General features: G+C 37.9%; 15 protein-coding genes and 1 riboswitch. All 15 genes read right to left on the reverse strand.

Going from position 1 to position 16,874, the window contains the following annotated elements; genetic code table 11:
- Window positions 1–46: 46 nt before the first annotated feature.
- Window positions 47–1,744 (reverse strand): M3 family oligoendopeptidase, encoded by a 1,698-nt coding sequence (locus tag JTI58_RS06540; RefSeq protein WP_205445958.1) that lies wholly within the window; start codon window positions 1,742–1,744, stop codon window positions 47–49.
- Between the two features lie 143 nt (window positions 1,745–1,887).
- Window positions 1,888–2,448: a YdcF family protein gene (locus tag JTI58_RS06545; protein WP_205447166.1), complete on the reverse strand. Its 561-nt coding sequence runs from the start codon at window positions 2,446–2,448 to the stop codon at window positions 1,888–1,890.
- 90 nt (window positions 2,449–2,538) lie between these two features.
- A complete protein-coding gene (locus JTI58_RS06550) occupies window positions 2,539–4,281 on the reverse strand; it encodes a methyl-accepting chemotaxis protein (RefSeq protein WP_205445959.1) in 1,743 nt (580 codons plus the stop codon).
- Between the two features lie 224 nt (window positions 4,282–4,505).
- Complete coding sequence (locus JTI58_RS06555; protein WP_205445960.1) at window positions 4,506–6,254, reverse strand: methyl-accepting chemotaxis protein; 1,749 nt, start codon at window positions 6,252–6,254, stop codon at window positions 4,506–4,508.
- 644 nt (window positions 6,255–6,898) lie between these two features.
- Window positions 6,899–8,194, reverse strand: coding sequence for an arsenic transporter (locus tag JTI58_RS06560; protein ID WP_205445961.1), 1,296 nt, complete (start codon window positions 8,192–8,194; stop codon window positions 6,899–6,901).
- 72 nt (window positions 8,195–8,266) lie between these two features.
- On the reverse strand, window positions 8,267–8,986 hold the full coding sequence (locus JTI58_RS06565) for a YebC/PmpR family DNA-binding transcriptional regulator (protein WP_016992915.1): 720 nt from the start codon (window positions 8,984–8,986) through the stop codon (window positions 8,267–8,269).
- A gap of 200 nt (window positions 8,987–9,186) precedes the next feature.
- A complete protein-coding gene (locus JTI58_RS06570; protein WP_205445962.1) occupies window positions 9,187–9,648 on the reverse strand; it encodes a low molecular weight protein-tyrosine-phosphatase in 462 nt (153 codons plus the stop codon).
- Between the two features lie 60 nt (window positions 9,649–9,708).
- Window positions 9,709–10,311, reverse strand: coding sequence for a lysophospholipid acyltransferase family protein (locus JTI58_RS06575; RefSeq protein ID WP_205445963.1), 603 nt, complete (start codon window positions 10,309–10,311; stop codon window positions 9,709–9,711).
- Window positions 10,312–10,390: 79 nt separating this feature from the next.
- Window positions 10,391–11,224: a putative RNA methyltransferase gene (locus JTI58_RS06580; protein ID WP_205445964.1), complete on the reverse strand. Its 834-nt coding sequence runs from the start codon at window positions 11,222–11,224 to the stop codon at window positions 10,391–10,393.
- Window positions 11,225–11,226: 2 nt separating this feature from the next.
- Entirely contained in the window at window positions 11,227–12,594 is a 1,368-nt protein-coding gene (locus JTI58_RS06585) for an MATE family efflux transporter (protein ID WP_205445965.1), read from the reverse strand.
- Between the two features lie 134 nt (window positions 12,595–12,728).
- On the reverse strand, window positions 12,729–13,496 hold the full coding sequence (locus JTI58_RS06590; protein WP_205445966.1) for a tyrosine-protein phosphatase: 768 nt from the start codon (window positions 13,494–13,496) through the stop codon (window positions 12,729–12,731).
- Window positions 13,497–13,641: 145 nt separating this feature from the next.
- Window positions 13,642–14,592, reverse strand: a complete 951-nt coding sequence (locus tag JTI58_RS06595) for an ABC transporter substrate-binding protein (protein WP_205445967.1) — start codon at window positions 14,590–14,592, stop codon at window positions 13,642–13,644.
- The gene (locus tag JTI58_RS06600; RefSeq protein WP_205445968.1) at window positions 14,576–15,133 is read right to left on the reverse strand and encodes a hypothetical protein; all 558 of its coding nucleotides are present in this window, start codon (window positions 15,131–15,133) and stop codon (window positions 14,576–14,578) included. Before JTI58_RS06600 ends, JTI58_RS06595 begins: the two co-directional genes overlap by 17 nt.
- Before the next feature lie 161 nt (window positions 15,134–15,294).
- A riboswitch (cobalamin riboswitch) is annotated at window positions 15,295–15,492 on the reverse strand.
- A 148-nt stretch (window positions 15,493–15,640) separates the two neighbouring features.
- Window positions 15,641–16,186 (reverse strand): glutathione peroxidase, encoded by a 546-nt coding sequence (locus JTI58_RS06605; protein WP_205445969.1) that lies wholly within the window; start codon window positions 16,184–16,186, stop codon window positions 15,641–15,643.
- Window positions 16,187–16,271: 85 nt separating this feature from the next.
- The gene (locus JTI58_RS06610; RefSeq protein WP_205445970.1) at window positions 16,272–16,826 is read right to left on the reverse strand and encodes a hypothetical protein; all 555 of its coding nucleotides are present in this window, start codon (window positions 16,824–16,826) and stop codon (window positions 16,272–16,274) included.
- Between the last annotated feature and the right edge of the window lie 48 nt (window positions 16,827–16,874).

The following is a 16,874-nucleotide window of genomic DNA, read 5'->3' on the forward strand; positions in this document are numbered from 1 at the left end:
CTTCCACAATAGTTATCGTGGAAGTGAAACGAATTTAAGTAATCCATTATAGAGAAGAATCATCTATTGAATTTAAGAATGCCTCAATTTCTCCAATAACCGATTCAACACAGCCATCCTCAAATGGTGAGATTAAGCCTGCCTCTTTTACAAGCTTTGTAAAGGACATGGAGCCACCTAAACCACAAAGGTGGATATAGTCTTTCCAAGCCGCTTCAAATTCTTCACGTGAACGTTTCCAGAACTGGAAGGCACAGATTTGTGCTAACGTGTAATCGATATAGTAGAACGGGCTTGCATAAATGTGAGCTTGACGTTGCCAAATGCCCCCAGCCTCTAAGTAGCTGTTATGATCATAGTCACGGTGTGGTAAATATGTTTCCTCAATTTTTTTCCATGCAGCTTTACGTTCAGCAGGTGTCATTGTTGGATTTTCATAAATAACATGCTGGAACTCATCTACTGCCACACCATATGGTAAGAATAGAAGACCGCTACTTAAATGTGTAAATTTATATTTCTCTGTATCACCTTCAAAGAACAGCTCCATCCAAGGCCATGTGAAGAATTCCATACTCATCGAGTGAATTTCACAAGATTCGTAGGTTGGCCATAAATACTCAGGAATGCCAATGTCACGGCTTGAATAAACTTGGAAAGCATGTCCAGCTTCATGTGTTAATACATCGATGTCACCTGAAGTACCATTAAAGTTTGAGAAAATGAATGGGGAATGATAGTTTTCAATAAACGTACAATAACCGCCACTTTCTTTCCCTTTCTTCGCTACTAGATCCATTAAGTCATGATCAATCATGAAATTGAAGAATTCTCCTGTTTCAGGTGAGAGCTCCTCATACATTTTTTTACCGTTTGCTACAATCCACTCTGGATTCCCTTTTGGTGTAGCATTACCTGATAAGAAGTTAAGTGCTTCATCATAAAATTTAAAATCTTCAATGCCAATTCGCTTTGCCTGACGCTCGTATAGCTTTGTTGCAACAGGCACAATTAAATCACGAACCTGATCACGGAATTTTTTAACCATATCAGCATTGTAATCAATACGATTCATGCGAATATAGCCCAGTTCAACATAGTTGTTATAGCCAAGTTTAATCGCAATTTCATGGCGTACCTTGACAAGTTCGTCATATAAACGATCGAATTCATCTTCATGCTTTGCAAAGAAGCCAAAACGAGCATCCGTTGCTGCCTTACGTGTTTCTCGATCAGTTGACTCTGCAAACGGACCAAGTTGAGCAAGCGTTAATGTCTCCCCATTAAAGTCAATTTGTGCAGAAGCAACAAGCTTATTGTACTCAGAAACAAGTCTGTTTTCTTTTTGCATCAGATCAATAACTGCCGGTGAGAAGCCTTTAATTTGATAAGTTGCTAGATCAAATAATTGTTGGCCCCATTTTTCTTCTAATTGTTCACGGAACGGTGAATCAATTAATGCTTTATAGTATTCTGTCGTGACTTCTTCTAGCTCAGGACCTACTTCATCGAAATAATCACGTTCTGCTTGATAAAATTCATCGTTCGTATCGATTGAAGCACGAATGTATACTAAATTAGCCATTGTCGCAAAGTCATTACTAATTGCATTGTGCTTTTCAATGATATTACTTTGCTCGTCCATCGACTGTGCTTGTTTAAATTGCTCAATGAGTGCTAATTGTTGCTCTTTCATCGATGCCACATTTGGACGGCTGTATTGATATTCTTTAAACGTTGTCATTAAAGTCCCCTCTTTCTGTCCTATACCCCGTAATATTTCTATTATATGCCAAATGGAATCTATTAAGAAACAATTATCTCTATTCTGTTGTGATGATTTTTTTTTGAGAAAGAAGCTGTTCCTTAATCAAAGGTGTTATTGTTTTAATAGCCCACAATATATGTTTTTAATAACGCAGCTCTTTCTCTTATTCTTAATTTCGCTTCTACTGATTTTGGTGTTTTTGCTGATAGGACATCTACTTCAAACTTTAAAGTTTCAGCAAGATATTTTGCACGTTTCAAATGAAAGTCATTAGAAACGATGGTAATTTTCTTTGTCTCTTTTGGTAATAATTCTTTAGAGAATACTAAATTTTCATAAGTAGATGTAGATTGATCCTCTATGATAATTCTTGTAGCATCGATGCCATGCTGTTCCAAATAGTCTTGCATTACAGATGCCTCTGTTCGATCTTCATCAGGGCCTTGTCCACCTGACACAATGACCTTAACATGTGGGTATTTTGTTAAGTATGGAACAGCCACCTCTAATCTACTTTTTAATGAAAGCGATGGCACCCCACCTGGCTTTACTTTTGCCCCCAATATAATCAAATAATCAGCTGAACCGTTGGCATTAGGTTCTACACCCTGATCTATTTCTTTTCCCAGCCAAATATAAAGAACGATTCCTATACCGACTAGAATAACACCAACTGTCATCAACCATCTTCTCACAAATCATTCCTCCTTTACCTTTTATTAACGATGATAAAAAGAAAAGGATGCTTGTTGACCAAGCACCCTGAACGATTATCTCAATATAAACCGTTTAATAGACTCCTGTAAGGCTGATATTTCATCGGTTAAATCATTGGAAGATTCGCTAACGAGTTGAATCGCTCGCTGTTGCTCATCTACAGATGCTGTTACCTCTTCAGACGCAGCAGCATTCTTTTCACTAATCATCGCAATGCTTTCAATCGATTGCATAATATCATTTTTGGAGCTATTTAAATATTCAACACTCTCTGTCGTATCTCCTATGATGGCTATTATTTTTTCAACAGCCAATTTAATTTCTTTAAAGGATGATTCTGTTACCACGACAGAATCGTTTTGTTGACGTACAATGATATGGGTTTTCTGCATCTCATCATTGACTAAGTTTGTTTCACTTTCAATGCCCTTTAGCGTCGTGCGTACTAGCTCAGTCGCTACAGATGTTTGATCAGCAAGTTTACGTACTTCTTCCGCAACAACTGCGAATCCCTTACCATGCTCACCCGCTCTTGCTGCTTCAATAGAGGCGTTAAGTGCAAGTAAATTCGTTTGATCTGAAATCTCCGTAATTGTCCCCACGATGCCTTCAATTTCACGCACCTTGACAATTAAGCTACCAAACACAGACTGAATATTCTGAATAAGATTTGAAGACTCCCGTGATTTATCCTTTAAGCTGTCTAGATTAACTAGGCCTTCTTCATTTGATTTTTTCATATGCTGTGATGCATCCGACATTAATTCATTTTTATCATGCAAACCTTCAATTTGCTGCGCAAACTCGATAGCTGTTCGGTTTGTATCCTCTGCATCAGATGCTTGCTTGACTGCACCTTTGGATACTTCATTAATTGCTTTGACGATTTCATCACCATAGGCATTTGTCTCTTCAGCTACTGCAGTTAAATTCGCTGATGTCGATTGTATTTCTACAATTGCTTCCTCCACATCTGAAATGAGCGTTTTAAGTTGATTTACCATTTCATTAAAGCCCTCATTTAACTGTCCAATTTCATCTGAACGCTGTAAGTGCTCAATATCTACTGTTAAATTTCCCTTCGCTACTTCACGCACGCGTTTTGATAATTTCTGAACTGGTAATGCCAGATGTCTTGATACTAGAATGACAACAATCGTTCCAATAATGATGGCACCAACTAATGTCAGACCAATTACTAACAATAAAGAATTTGCCTCTGCATTAAAATCCTGCATGTATGTACCTGATGCAATAATCCATCCCCAGTGTGGATCTTTCTCAGAATAAATAATTTTATCTGCTAAGACATCCTGACCTGGTAGTTCAAATTCATATTGTGTAAAACCACCACCATCAAGTGCCTTTTCAGTTACTTCTCGAATAAAGTAATTCCCACTACTATCTTGATCGTTCCAAAGATTATCCCCTTCTCGGGTTGGATGTGTTGTTAATGTTCCCTTATCATCCAAAACGTAGATATAGCCATATTCCCCTAAATCACCAGGATAATTAATAGGCCGTTTTCCATCACTACCTTTCGGACCAAGAAACGCTTCACGTACTCGTTCCTGTGCAACTGCTAAAGGAACGTCACCTTTTTCAACACTCTCATTTGCAAGCTCGATTAATTGCAAAGCGGATTCAACACTATTGTAAAGAACCTGCTCCCCTATATCCTCCATACCTTTCTTCGCCTTACCATAACTAACTATACCAATAATCAAACTTGGAATAATTAGTAGTGCTAATGATATAATAATCAATTTCCCTTGTATTGAACGTAAAAACCTCATACTTTAACCCCCTTATTTTCTTCGTTCAACAATATATTACTTTATATTATGTTATGGTTTGAAAGTTTTCACAATGGGTAAAGCACAAATTATTTTCTAATTTCCCTTAATCTGGTTCATTTCAATACTTTTATGCTAACCACTAGTAATATTTTAATGGTCAAAAATTTTAAAAACTATTTTTCCACAAGGCGTACGCTTATAGAAAAATAGTTTTAAGATTATCATAATTTAAATGTATTAATCGTTTCTATAACCTCTTTCGTTGTTTGATCTAATATTGTTACAACTTCATTTAATTCAGAAACCATAGATACTTGTAAATCGGAGGCAGTTGCTACTTCCTTTGTTCCTAGTACACTATGCTTCGCAATAGCATTCATCTGCTCGGTAGTAGCTAATACTTCCTCAGAGCCTGCTGACATTTCTTCAATCACAGCAGAATCATCTTGAATTTTATTATTCACCTCAAGAACAGACTGCAATATTTTCTCAAGACTTACACCTATATGTTGTACTGCTTTATTGCCTGCTTGTACATCTATCGTACTGCTAGACATCTCTTGTAACGCTCGATCAGTTATCTTCTTAAAGCTTTCTAAATGCATGTGTATTTCGTCAGCTGATGCTTTAGACATCTCTGCAAGCTTACGCACTTCATCCGCTACGACTGCAAATCCTTTTCCAGCTTCTCCTGCTCTTGCTGCTTCAATCGCAGCATTTAAAGCAAGTAAGTTTGTTTGATCCGCAATGCTCGTAATGATCGACACCATCTCTTCAATCGATCGGAACTTTTCACCCATTTCCTCGACATGATTAGCCGTACGTAAAACAGAAGATTCCACATTCTGAATTTGAGAGACAACTTCTTGAGAATGGCTAACACTTGTTTCAACCAACCCTGTCATAGCTGATGATGACTCTGCAATTTCTGAAGTTGTATCAGCTAGTCGTTGAATACCAATCGACATCTCATCCATAGTCAATACAACCTCTTGATTGTTTTGCTGCTGTTGCTCACTACCAGCTGCGATTTCGATAATCCGATCAGCAATTTGAGCGTTTGATGCTTCCACATGTTGAGAGGTCTCATCAATTTTTTGAACAACATTTTGTAAGGCAAATGTGCGTTGTTGAATCGTATGGAATGTTTCTTTTAATTTTTGCAGTGATTCTCTAAAGGAATGTGCAAATATAGTAATTTCATTTGTTCCTTTTAACTGTATTTTCTCTACTTCTATCGTTGCCTTAGCAATATCCCCTTGAGCAAAACTTTGCGCTGCAATTCCTAAGTGGGCTAAAGGTTTTAATGCTCCATTTATATAACGATACAGGATAAACATAACAATACCTGTTAAAGCTAATATGACAACAATTAAAGCAGGTAAAATGGCCGTTAATACTGCATTCGCAACACTGCTTACCTCTGTTGCTTCTATATCAACCCCAACAAAGGCAACGATATTCCCTGCCCCATCCTTTAATGGAACAGTACCAGATAAATAATCTCCAAAATCACTATGTAAAATATCGGAGTAATAACTTCCTGTATTTTTTACTTTTTCAATATCTTTGTAGTATGTGGAAGAAGACTCGTCTCCTATAGCTCCAGCATTTTCTTGGTCATCTACTGGCATACCGTCCACTAAAAACCGTACCTTTTTATCTTCCTGTGGTACTGCGAAAGTATAGGCATAGAGAACACCATTTATTTCACGTAATTCGTTGAGCTCTTCCCGAAGTCGCCAATATAACTCAGATTCTTTTGGTTCCTTTGAGAGTTGCTCATATTCAGCTGCATTTAAATGTTTTGCAATATTCTCAGCAACTGCAACTGCCTGCGTTCCCATTGTTTTATTAACAGATGATTTTGCTGTATAAATTGTTGTTATAATGAAAAAAGTTAACAAAGCCACTAACATTACCAATGACATTAACACTATTCTATTGCTTAATTTGCCTGTCGCTCGCATACTTTCCTCCTTTAATATACTGATATATTAATATCTTAATAGTACATATTGTACTATTCATAGTGTTGAAAAACAAAACAGTCAATTGAAAGGTAGAAATGGATTTCCGTTGCAGGCTACTTGCTTTCCTGTGGGCGAGCGCCGAATCGCTTCCTCCGCTACCGCTCCGTGCAGGGCTTCGCCTGTCTCGCTATCCCACGGGAGTCAAGTAGCCTTCCACTTCAACCCACTGACTTTTTAGCAAAGGTTTTCAAATAAAGTGAAAGTGTTTACTACTCTTTATAGAGGGGTGTTGTCACGCTTCACTTCTTCACATTGAAAATAAGAGCTCATCCCCTCTAAGAATACAGTTAATGAGCGATTTAATCGCTATGCTGCTATGAAAAAAGTAAAGACACTTTGCAGCATGGTTGATTGGAGTGGAGCCAGCGTCACTCCTAGGGGATTTAGCGTCACAGAGGAGACCCTGGAGCGAACGGAAGTGAGTGAAGCGGCTCATCGGACGCCCCCTGGAAAGGACGTTGGCGGAACGGAAATCAACCCCTCACCTTGCAAAGTTGCTTTTTCTGCCGTTGACATCATCTTTTTTCAACAACATGAATAGTACATATTGTACTATTTTTTTAACTATTTCGACAATCAATCTATGATATGAAGCAAATCCACATAATTAACGCAAGTAAAGTGGCGAACAGTGTCGGAATGGTAAGAATAACACCGATTTTAAAATACTGTCCCCAGCTAATTTTAATGCCTTTCTGGGCTAATATATGCAGCCATAGCAATGTTGCCAGTGAGCCAATCGGTGTCATTTTTGGACCTAAATTCGTACCGATTACATTGGCATAAATCAGTCCCTCTTTCATCATGCCTGTTGCACTTGTTTCGGAAATTGCTAATGCATCAATCATAACAGTAGGTAAATTGTTCATGACAGCAGACAAAATGGCAGCAACAAAACCCATCGTCATCGTTGCTACTACGAACCCCTGCTGTATAGCTTGCTCTAATAAATTTGCTAGCAATCCTGTCATCCCTACATTTTTCAAGCCATAGACAACCACATACATGCCAATTGAGAAGAACACAATACTCCATGGTGCTCCTTTTACAACCCTCTTTGTATCTACAACAGAACTACGCTGTGCAAGCCCTAAGAAAATAGCAGCGACCCCACATAAAATAAAGGATACAGGGATATGTAAAATCTCACCAGCTACGAATCCCACTAACAGAATCGCAATGACAAACCAAGCGATCGAAAATAATTTGGGATCTCGGATTGCCAGCTTTGGTTGCTCAACTGCCTCAAGAGAATAGTGTCGTGGAATGGAACAACGAAAAACAATGTAAAGGACTACTATACTTGCCACTAACGAAAAGAAATTCGGTACGACCATATGAACTGCATAATCTATAAAGCCGATGTCAAAAAAATCAGCTGATACGATATTCGTTAAATTGCTAATAACAAAAGGTAAGGAGGTTGTGTCTGCTATAAAACCACTTGCAATAATAAATGGAAAGATCATTTTTTCAGTCAAGTTCAGTTTCCTCACCATCGCTAAAACGATCGGCGTTAGTATTAAAGCACCCCCATCATTAGCAAACAAAGCCGATACAACAGCTCCAAGGCAACTAATATAAACAAATAAGCGAATTCCACTTCCCTTTGCAAGTCGTGCCATATGTAGAGCCGCCCATTCAAAAAAGCCAATTTCATCTAAGATAAGTGAAATTAAAATAATGCCAATAAATGATAGCGTTGCATTCCAAACGATTCCAGTTACCTCTAACACATCATGCCAGGTTACTACTCCTATTAATAGTGCTATAGCTGCTCCTATACAGGCCGACCAGCCAATTGATAGTTTTCGTGGTTGCACTATGACAAAAAATAACGTAACTAAAAATAAAATAATAGCTAAAGCAGTCTGCATCGTTTTCCTTTCCTCCCCTAATTAAAAACCAGTAGCTTAAATGCTACTGGTTTACTCAAGTTATTGATCTGTTTATTCGCCTAAATCTGCATTGTGGAAGACGTTTTGTACATCTTCTAAATCTTCTAATGCATCGATTAGTTTTTCAAACTTCGCTACATCGTCGCCAGTTAAAGTCACTTCTGTTTGAGGAAGCATAGAAAGCTCTGCTACTGTAAATTCTTCTACGCCCGCAGCCTTCAATGCTTCTTGTGTCGCAAAGAATTGATCTGGTTCTGCATAAATAATAACCGCTTCTTCTTCTTCTAGAATATCGCGAGCATCAATATCCGCTTCCATTAAAATCTCTAGTACTTCATCAGCCGTTTTACCTTCTAAGCCGATAACTGCTGTTGAATCGAACATATAAGCTACAGATCCACTAACACCCATATTCCCGTTATTTTTACCAAATGCTGCACGTACATCAGATGCTGTACGATTTACATTGTTTGTTAAAGCATCCACGATAATCATTGTGCCAGCTGGTCCAAAGCCTTCATAACGTAATTCATCAAAGTTTTCATCACCGCCACCTTTTGCTTTATCGATGGCTTTTTCTATAATATGTTTTGGAACACTGTATGTTTTTGCACGTTCAAGCACTACTTTAAGTGCACGGTTTGACTCTGGATCTGGTTCGCCTGATTTAGCTGCCACATAAATTTCTCGCCCAAATTTTGCATTAATACGGCTTGTGCTTTGATCTTTAGACGCTTTCTTTTCTTTAATATTGTTCCACTTACGACCCATTGTTTCCACTCTCTTTCAAAAGATAATTTATAAAAATAATAGATACACAGTTGCATATCTGTAAATGGTAATTAAATACTTATCGTATCTTTACTCTGCAAATAATAACACAATGATGCTTACAAAGCTAGATATACCAATGTTTAAGGTAGCATTTTTCTGAAGAAATCGCTGTTAAAATTTACGTTTTTAGCGCCACCTTACAACAGCTCTTGTTTAATTTTTGCTAGTAATGCCTGACAGCCTTCTTGTACTAAATCATAGGTTTCCTGAAAATCACCTGTATAGTAAGGGTCAGGGACATCTTTGCCATGCGCTGTTAAATCTAAAAAACGAAAAACCTTTGGTGAGTGAGGATTACCTAGCATCGTTCGGATATTGCGAATATTGCTTTCATCCATACCAATAATATAAGCGAACTTTTCAAAATCAGCCTTTAGTAATTGTCGACCTTTCATGCCTATTGTGGAAATACCGTATTCCTTAAGCTTATCCTGTGTACCCCGATGAGGAGGTTCACCGATATGCCATGAGCTAGTGGCAGCAGAATCCACTTCAATTTTTTTTTCTAAATGCTCTTTCTTCACCAAGTCACGCATGACCGCCTCTGCCATGGGAGAGCGACAAATATTACCTAAACATACGAAAAGTACTCGAATCATTTTATTTTCCTCCTACAACAAAGCACTCAAAATCAATTTGATTCTGAGTGCCATTTGCTTTTATTTTACGGGAATACGTTTTTGTAATTCTTCTGTTAGAGCAACAAGCTCATGCTCAAGGTGTTGAGTAAACTGCTCACGACCTTCTTTGCCCTTACCTGTTACATAAAATGGCTCACCATAAATTAAATAGCCTTTGCCACGCTTCATCACATCACCAGCATTACGCGCACCAACGTAAGCAGCTGGAACGATTTGCGCCTTTGCCAATTGTGCAATGGTAATGGCTCCTTGCTTTAAATCCGTTCCTTCTGTGCTGCGTGTACCAGAGGGGAAAATCCCTACAATTTTACCTTCCTTCAATAACTGTGAAGGAATTTTAATCACGCTCGGCCCAGGATTATCACGGTCTACTGGAAAAGCATTTAAATGCTTAACAAGCCAGCCAAGCCCTTTCATTTCAAATAATTGCTTCTTTGCCATAAAGTGAATTTCACGAGGGTACATGGCTACACCAAGGTTTAAAATATCAACATAGCCTGTATGTGTACAAGCGATAATAAACCCGCCCTCTTTCGGCAAGTTTTCTTCTCCATATACACGAGCCTTTGAACCCATTAATTTTAATATTACTTTGACAACATTTGCTGCTAGTTTATACACTGTTACATTCCTACCTTATTCAATGTTTATTCCCATTGTAATCGAAAAGACCAGTATACTGCAATTGCAGGTGACCAACTTAACCCTTCCCTACTAACAGATCCACATCAATCGTAATTTCATTTAAGACAATGGCTGTTTCCTCTTTTTTATGCCAGCCCATTGGCGTCATCTCTAATAACGCAGGTACTAGTTCTTTTGCAAGCGGTAAAGTATAAGTTACACGTTCTACATTTACCTCCCGAAAGCTAGCTTGAAAACGAGCCACAATTTGTTCATTGGAGTAAGTTTCCTTGTTTGAATCTGCATATAATTGAGCACGCAGCTCCTGCAAATAGCCACTTTGCGGTACAACCTTTACAAGACAGCCATTCGGTGTAAGAAGTCGTTTAAACTCCTCATAATTTGCAGGCGATAAAATATTTAAAATCGCATCAAAGCTTGCTTTAGCAAATGGACTTTTAGCTAAATCACCTACACACCAAATTTGTTGTGGATAATGACGTGCGGCAGCCAAAATACCCTCCTTTGCTATGTCGATACCAATGCCAACACCATGATCTGTATCTTTCATAATGCGAGCTAAATGTGATCCCTCTCCACAACCAGTATCTAGCACCGTTTTTGCAGAGGTTATAAGCTCACCGATTCGCGCTTCTACAGCATCATAAATTCCACTATCAATAACAGCCTTGCGGGATTCAAAGAGACTCTTACTATATTTAGAAGCAGCGTTATGTGTCAGCATGTTGACATAGCCCTGCTTCGCAATATCAAAAGAATGATTAGAAGAACAAACCAATCTCCCCTGCTCATAGACATGCATTGATTGCTGACATATAGGACAAGCAAAAAGTGTGATATGTTGATCCATTAATGCTGCTCCTATAGCACGTTTAGATAATGCGCCCATTTCTATGCCTCCTTCTCGTCGTTCGGTGAAACGAGAGCATAACGCTCCCATTTACGGCTTTTCCATCTAAAGTATACGATAATTGCACGTACCCATTCATCTGCTGAAATCGCTAGCCAAATTCCAACCAAGCCCCAATCCAACACAAATACAAATAAATAGCCAAGCGGAAGACTCATGCAAACCATCGATAGAAAACCAATTTTCACAGGGAATCTGGCATCTCCAGAAGCACGTAAAGAGTTAATAACAACGATATTCATCGTGCGGCCAGTCTCTAGCAAAATACTTAGAGCTAACACGGACGCTCCAATCTTAATGACCTCTGGATTATCAGTAAAAACTTGCATGAGGGGCTTACGGAAAATCGTAACGACCGCGACCATAATAATCGTAAAAACAAATGCTGCACGAACACTTTTCCATAGCTGATGATACGCCTCATCTTTCTCTCCTGCACCTACATGACGACCAATAATAATGGCCGTTCCTGTACCAATGGCAATTGCAAATAAATACGTAAACATCGAAATATTCATAGCATACTGTCGTGCTGCTAGTGTTTCTGCGCCTAAGTAAGTCGCATAATATAAAAAGATGATCTGACAAAACTGATAAAGTACCTGCTCAAATGCAGATGGTAAACCAATGTTTAGTATTTTCCTTACATATTCCTTTGAATACTCAAAATAATATTGTAACTTCACGCGCACTTCCATTACCTGATATAGCAACCAGAAAAATACTAGTACAGCTAAAGCGCGGCTAATGACAGAGGAAATAGCCGCTCCTTTCACACCAAGCTCTGGTAAACCTAAATTCCCAAATATAAGACCGTAGTTTAGCACAACATGTAAGACGTTCATGCCAAATGATACGTACATAGTTTGTTTTGTCCAACCATGAACACGAATAATTGCAGCAAGTGCATTAATAATTGCCTGTAGGAAAATAAAACTCCCAATGATGACTAAGTAACTTTGTGCATAGTGGAGTACTTCTCCCTGCAAGTTCATCATCGTCATCAAATGTCTCGCAAAGAAGAAAAATAAAATACTCATTAAAAGTCCAACGACCAAATTCATTGTGACCGCTAACGCCGATATCTTCGCTGCTTCAAAAAAGCGTCTTGAACCTAAATACTGTGAAACAACAATAGATGCACCATTGCCCACTACTTCCAGTATCAAGATAGCTATATGGATATATTGATTGGCTGCACCTACTCCTGATACAGCATTATCTGATAAAGCACTGAGCATAAAAGTATCGGCTAGTCCCATCAACATAAATAGAAATACTTCTAAGAAGATAGGCCATGTTAAATGGAATAGACTTAACTTATTTGTCTCTTTAATTGTGTCTGCCAATACTTTCACTTCTCCTATATTTTCTTAAAAATCTATTGTATCTTATCACAAATTTTCAGACTGTAAAGAGGTTTATAGGAAGACAGCGCTTCCACGTAAAAAATCCCTTTCACTTAAGTGTGAAAGGGGCCATTTTAAATTAAGCAATAGGATTGCAATTGCTCTCGTTTTTCAATTGTTAGGCCAAACTCCTGCTCTAAAAACCCAGTCTTTGAACCATAACGGCGATCCATAGCTTCCAATGCTGCTTGTAAATAGTCTTCGCGAGCGGACATTAATGCATAAAATTGCTGTAGCTCTTGGTCATTATACTGATGCTGAATAGCCTGAGCCATTCTTTCTACCATTGGACGTAAATGTATATTCGTATCTAAATAGTCTTCCATAATCGTCTCCTCAGGGACATCTAAAGCTAGCAATATAAGGGCCCCTCCTATCCCTGTTCGGTCTTTTCCGACTGCACAATGATGAACAAGTCCTAAATTATCAGGGTTTTGAATAGTTAGCAATAACTCTTTAAATGAAGGATTATTAAACGGCATTTGTGCATAAAAATCCCGGAACATTTCAGGGCTCACTACTTTATAGAAATCTCTCCCCCCAGCATTTGTAGGCATTTCAAAAGAATGATTGCCCTTCGCTGGAATTTGAATATATTGAGCGTGTGAGAACACAGGGTTAGGATTATGATACGCCTCACTATTATCACGATAATCAAAAATGGTTTTAATCCCTAACGTTTCAAATAGCTCTTTATCCGCCAGTGTCATTTTCCCAAGAGCGGCTGAGCGGTAAAATAAACCGTTCTTTACCCTACGTCCATCACTTGTCTTATATCCACCCATGTCTCGGAAATTATAGACCGCCTCAAATGGAATCGCCTTTGTCTCTAATTGTTCCAATCACTACACCTCCTAAAATAATCGAGCATACTTACTTTTATTTTAAAGAACAAACTAAATTAATTCCAATTTTCACGCTAGGTAATAATTAAAACCACATCAAAAATGCTAGCTGAAAGGCTTACAGCTAGCATGGAAACATTTCTTATTTAAATAACTCTGGATATACAGCCTTCGCTACTAATTCTACAGCTTCACCAATACGTGGACCAGGTCGATTCGAGATATCTGTATCAAGAGATAATACCGCTTTGTTTTGAATAGCTGTCACAGTATTCCAACCATCACGCGCAAGAATTTCTCCTATTGGATCTTCTGTATAGTTTACTGTCGTTAAAATAACGTCTGGGTTTTTCGCAATCACATCTTCCTCAGAAACTTGCGCCCAACTATTCAATTCAGAAAAAACATTATTAACATTAGCTGCCTCTAGTATTTCTTGTTGGAAAGTGCTAGAGCCCGCTGTATAAATGTCTGGCTTAGGGCTAACCTCTAAATAAACATTTTTCGGCGTCTTTACGTCTTTCACCTTCGTTTGTACTTCAGCAATTTTCGCTTTAATCTCTTCGTTTAATTTATTTCCTTGATCAGCAACATCCATCACAGCAGCAATTTGTTCGATATCTCCATAAACATCATCGAAAGTAGTCGCAGATTGAATAACAAACACATTAATTCCTGCATCTTCAAGCGGCTTTAGTGCATCCTTATCACCGATTGTATAAGCAATGACAACATCTGGCTTTAACGCTAAAATTCGTTCACTGTTAAAATTCATAGTATCAGAGACACGTTCAATTTTTTGTGCTTCCTCTGGGTAAGTATCGTACTCAGTTGCCCCTACAATTTTATCGCCAACACCTAGAGCAAACAAGATTTCAGTATTACTTGGTTGTAATGATACAACTGTTTTTGGAACTTCATTAAACTCTATTTCAACACCACGGTCATCTGTCACTTTATAGCTTGTTTTCTCTGTGTGTTGTGTATCCTGTGAAGCATCTTTGTTTTTTGTATCTTCAGCAGTGCCACAGCCTGCTAATATCAGTGCAAGTAAGAGCACTGATAGCCATTGGAATTTAAATACTTTCTTCATTATTATTCTCCTTTTTCTTTTTCATTGGGTATGATTTACTAATAAACGGTATTTCAGCTATTCCTGCTTGCTGATTCATAAAAACAGCCATGACAAAACATACATTAGCTAATAAGCCAAGGTAATCGAAAAGAATAGCAGGAACCTCTCGTTCTTCTGATACTTTGTGTAAGGTACGATATGATTTTTTTGCTTCACTGCGGCAAAGATGTAAAGCAGCAGCGGCCTCAGTTCCTTGAGGTAAAACAAAACTTTGAATCTCTTCCTTCACATGACCAACGTAAAAGTCATAACGCTCACTTAACCAAGATAAATCCTCTTCAGTTACTGCTAGTTTTCCACGAACTGAGCCATTGACATGATAAGCCATAGGTAAAATAAGCATTAAATCCTCTGCAACAACTTGAATATCCTCTTTTTTTACTGCAGCTAATGCAACTCCTAGATGTGTTGTGAGGCTATCCGTTCGAATTTCAAAATCGACCGTTGAAGCTTTCTCACGCATAAATGGATAACAAGAATAACGTGCATCTTTTTTCACTTGCTGTCCCCCCTACTTTCTATAATGAAAAATTCTTACATGAAAGGCATAAAAAAAGCCGCTCCTTTTGCAAAGGAACGACAAAAATAACATAATGATCGCCATCAAACTCGACTTAGCCTATGTTTTTGCCGTATATCCTCCTAGCTTCCGAGAAGTTTTTATACGTTCAAATAAAGGTCGGTCTCCTGGCTTGTACAGTTCATTACATGAAACGAATGAGTTATAAAGAACCTTCCCATCTTCTTTGAGACAGTGGTAAATCTTTATAATGGCTGTACTTACAGTTGCGGAAACAGCTCCGGTTTTTCACCGGATTCCCGATTATGCTAACTAGCACCTTTATTCTGCAAGAATAATTCATTTGTAAAGCAGTTTATCATATATGTTTCAGAAAAAATAGTTGTGCTGCGCATGGATAACTTTATACATACAGCAATATTTCTACTATAAGAGAAAATTTAAAACCATTTTATAAGTTTTTACATTATTAAAAAAATTTATAGACTATAATAGTGTTTCAATTGCCTGTTCGATATCGAGCTGAGAATCCGTTGGCTCAAAGCGCGCGACAGTCTTACCACCAGCATCTACTAGAAACTTTGTAAAGTTCCAGCGAATATTACGACCATCTAAAAAGCTTGGGGCAAGTTGAACAATTGCTTCAGCAAGCATTTTCTCCTGCATACTTGCCTTACCAAATTCGCGAAAATCCGCTTCATGCTTTAAATAATTAAAGAGTGGATGTGTAGCCTCACCATTTACCTGTACAAGCTCAAAAATCGGGAATGTGACTCCATAGTTCACCTTGCAAAGATGCTTAGTTTCCTCCCCATCTTCAGGATTTTGATGACCAAATTGATCACAGGGGAAGCCAAGGACTACAAAATTTTCTTTCCCATATTTATCATACATTTTTTGTAAATCTTCAAATTGATATGTAAATCGGCATTGATTTGCCGTGTTAACAATTAACATTGTTTTTCCACGATATGTTTCCATCGATAAAATTTCACCATTAGGCTTCCGTACTAGATAATTATAAATGCTCATGCCATAACCCCTTATAGTTTTTCGTTTATTATAGTTGACTAGTCAACAGATCATCAAAGAATTTGCCCAAAAAAACACCATCTCGCTACTTTGAACGGATGGCTGACTTATACTTCTTTTTATATTTAGCATCTTGCTCTTCATTAATTAAACGATGGGCAATGTCTAATAATTTCGAGTCATTTGTTTGATCATATAGCTTTTTAAATGACATAATAATATCCTGTCGAATGAGAGATGGCTGCTTTTCATCTATACATGTTTGAAATCTTTTAGCTAGATATGACACAACCAGATCTCTTTGTACCTGTCCTGCTTGCCCAATTTTCCAAATTGCTTGTAATGCATGCCTTGCTGTGACGGATTGTTCGTCATAAGTCACAGCCCAAATCTTTAAGAAATCCTCCAATACCCTTTCTTCTGGATCACTTTTTGCAGCTAAAGCGCATAAAATTTGTGCAGCACGTGCACGAGAATATCCATTTTTGTATGTAAGTGCTTTTATTAGCTGTTCCCAAACTGCATATGTCCAATCTACGGGTTCCTGCATAATCTTCAATAATTCCTCGTAAGATTCATATTGAATATCGCGATCATGCTCTGTTAGATTATTAAAAAGTTGCAGAATCTCTTTTTCCATAATTTATCCCTACCTTTATTGTTTCAGAACGTAATAAAATTTGATTTA

Source organism: Lysinibacillus fusiformis (assembly GCF_016925635.1).
Taxonomy (GTDB): Bacteria; Bacillota; Bacilli; order Bacillales_A; family Planococcaceae; genus Lysinibacillus; species Lysinibacillus fusiformis_F.

What these genes read in the sequence shown, in the direction of transcription:
- JTI58_RS06565 (WP_016992915.1), bottom strand. Translation starts at nt 8,986, where the DNA reads ATGGGTCGTAAGTGGAACAATATTAAAGAAAAGAAAGCGTCTAAAGAT.
- JTI58_RS06595 (WP_205445967.1), bottom strand. Translation starts at nt 14,592, where the DNA reads ATGAAGAAAGTATTTAAATTCCAATGGCTATCAGTGCTCTTACTTGCA.
- JTI58_RS06570 (WP_205445962.1), bottom strand. Translation starts at nt 9,648, where the DNA reads ATGATTCGAGTACTTTTCGTATGTTTAGGTAATATTTGTCGCTCTCCC.
- JTI58_RS06545 (WP_205447166.1), bottom strand. Translation starts at nt 2,448, where the DNA reads ATGACAGTTGGTGTTATTCTAGTCGGTATAGGAATCGTTCTTTATATT.
- JTI58_RS06580 (WP_205445964.1), bottom strand. Translation starts at nt 11,224, where the DNA reads ATGGGCGCATTATCTAAACGTGCTATAGGAGCAGCATTAATGGATCAA.
- JTI58_RS06540 (WP_205445958.1), bottom strand. Translation starts at nt 1,744, where the DNA reads ATGACAACGTTTAAAGAATATCAATACAGCCGTCCAAATGTGGCATCG.
- JTI58_RS06555 (WP_205445960.1), bottom strand. Translation starts at nt 6,254, where the DNA reads ATGCGAGCGACAGGCAAATTAAGCAATAGAATAGTGTTAATGTCATTG.
- JTI58_RS06605 (WP_205445969.1), bottom strand. Translation starts at nt 16,186, where the DNA reads ATGAGCATTTATAATTATCTAGTACGGAAGCCTAATGGTGAAATTTTA.
- JTI58_RS06550 (WP_205445959.1), bottom strand. Translation starts at nt 4,281, where the DNA reads ATGAGGTTTTTACGTTCAATACAAGGGAAATTGATTATTATATCATTA.
- JTI58_RS06560 (WP_205445961.1), bottom strand. Translation starts at nt 8,194, where the DNA reads ATGCAGACTGCTTTAGCTATTATTTTATTTTTAGTTACGTTATTTTTT.
- JTI58_RS06610 (WP_205445970.1), bottom strand. Translation starts at nt 16,826, where the DNA reads ATGGAAAAAGAGATTCTGCAACTTTTTAATAATCTAACAGAGCATGAT.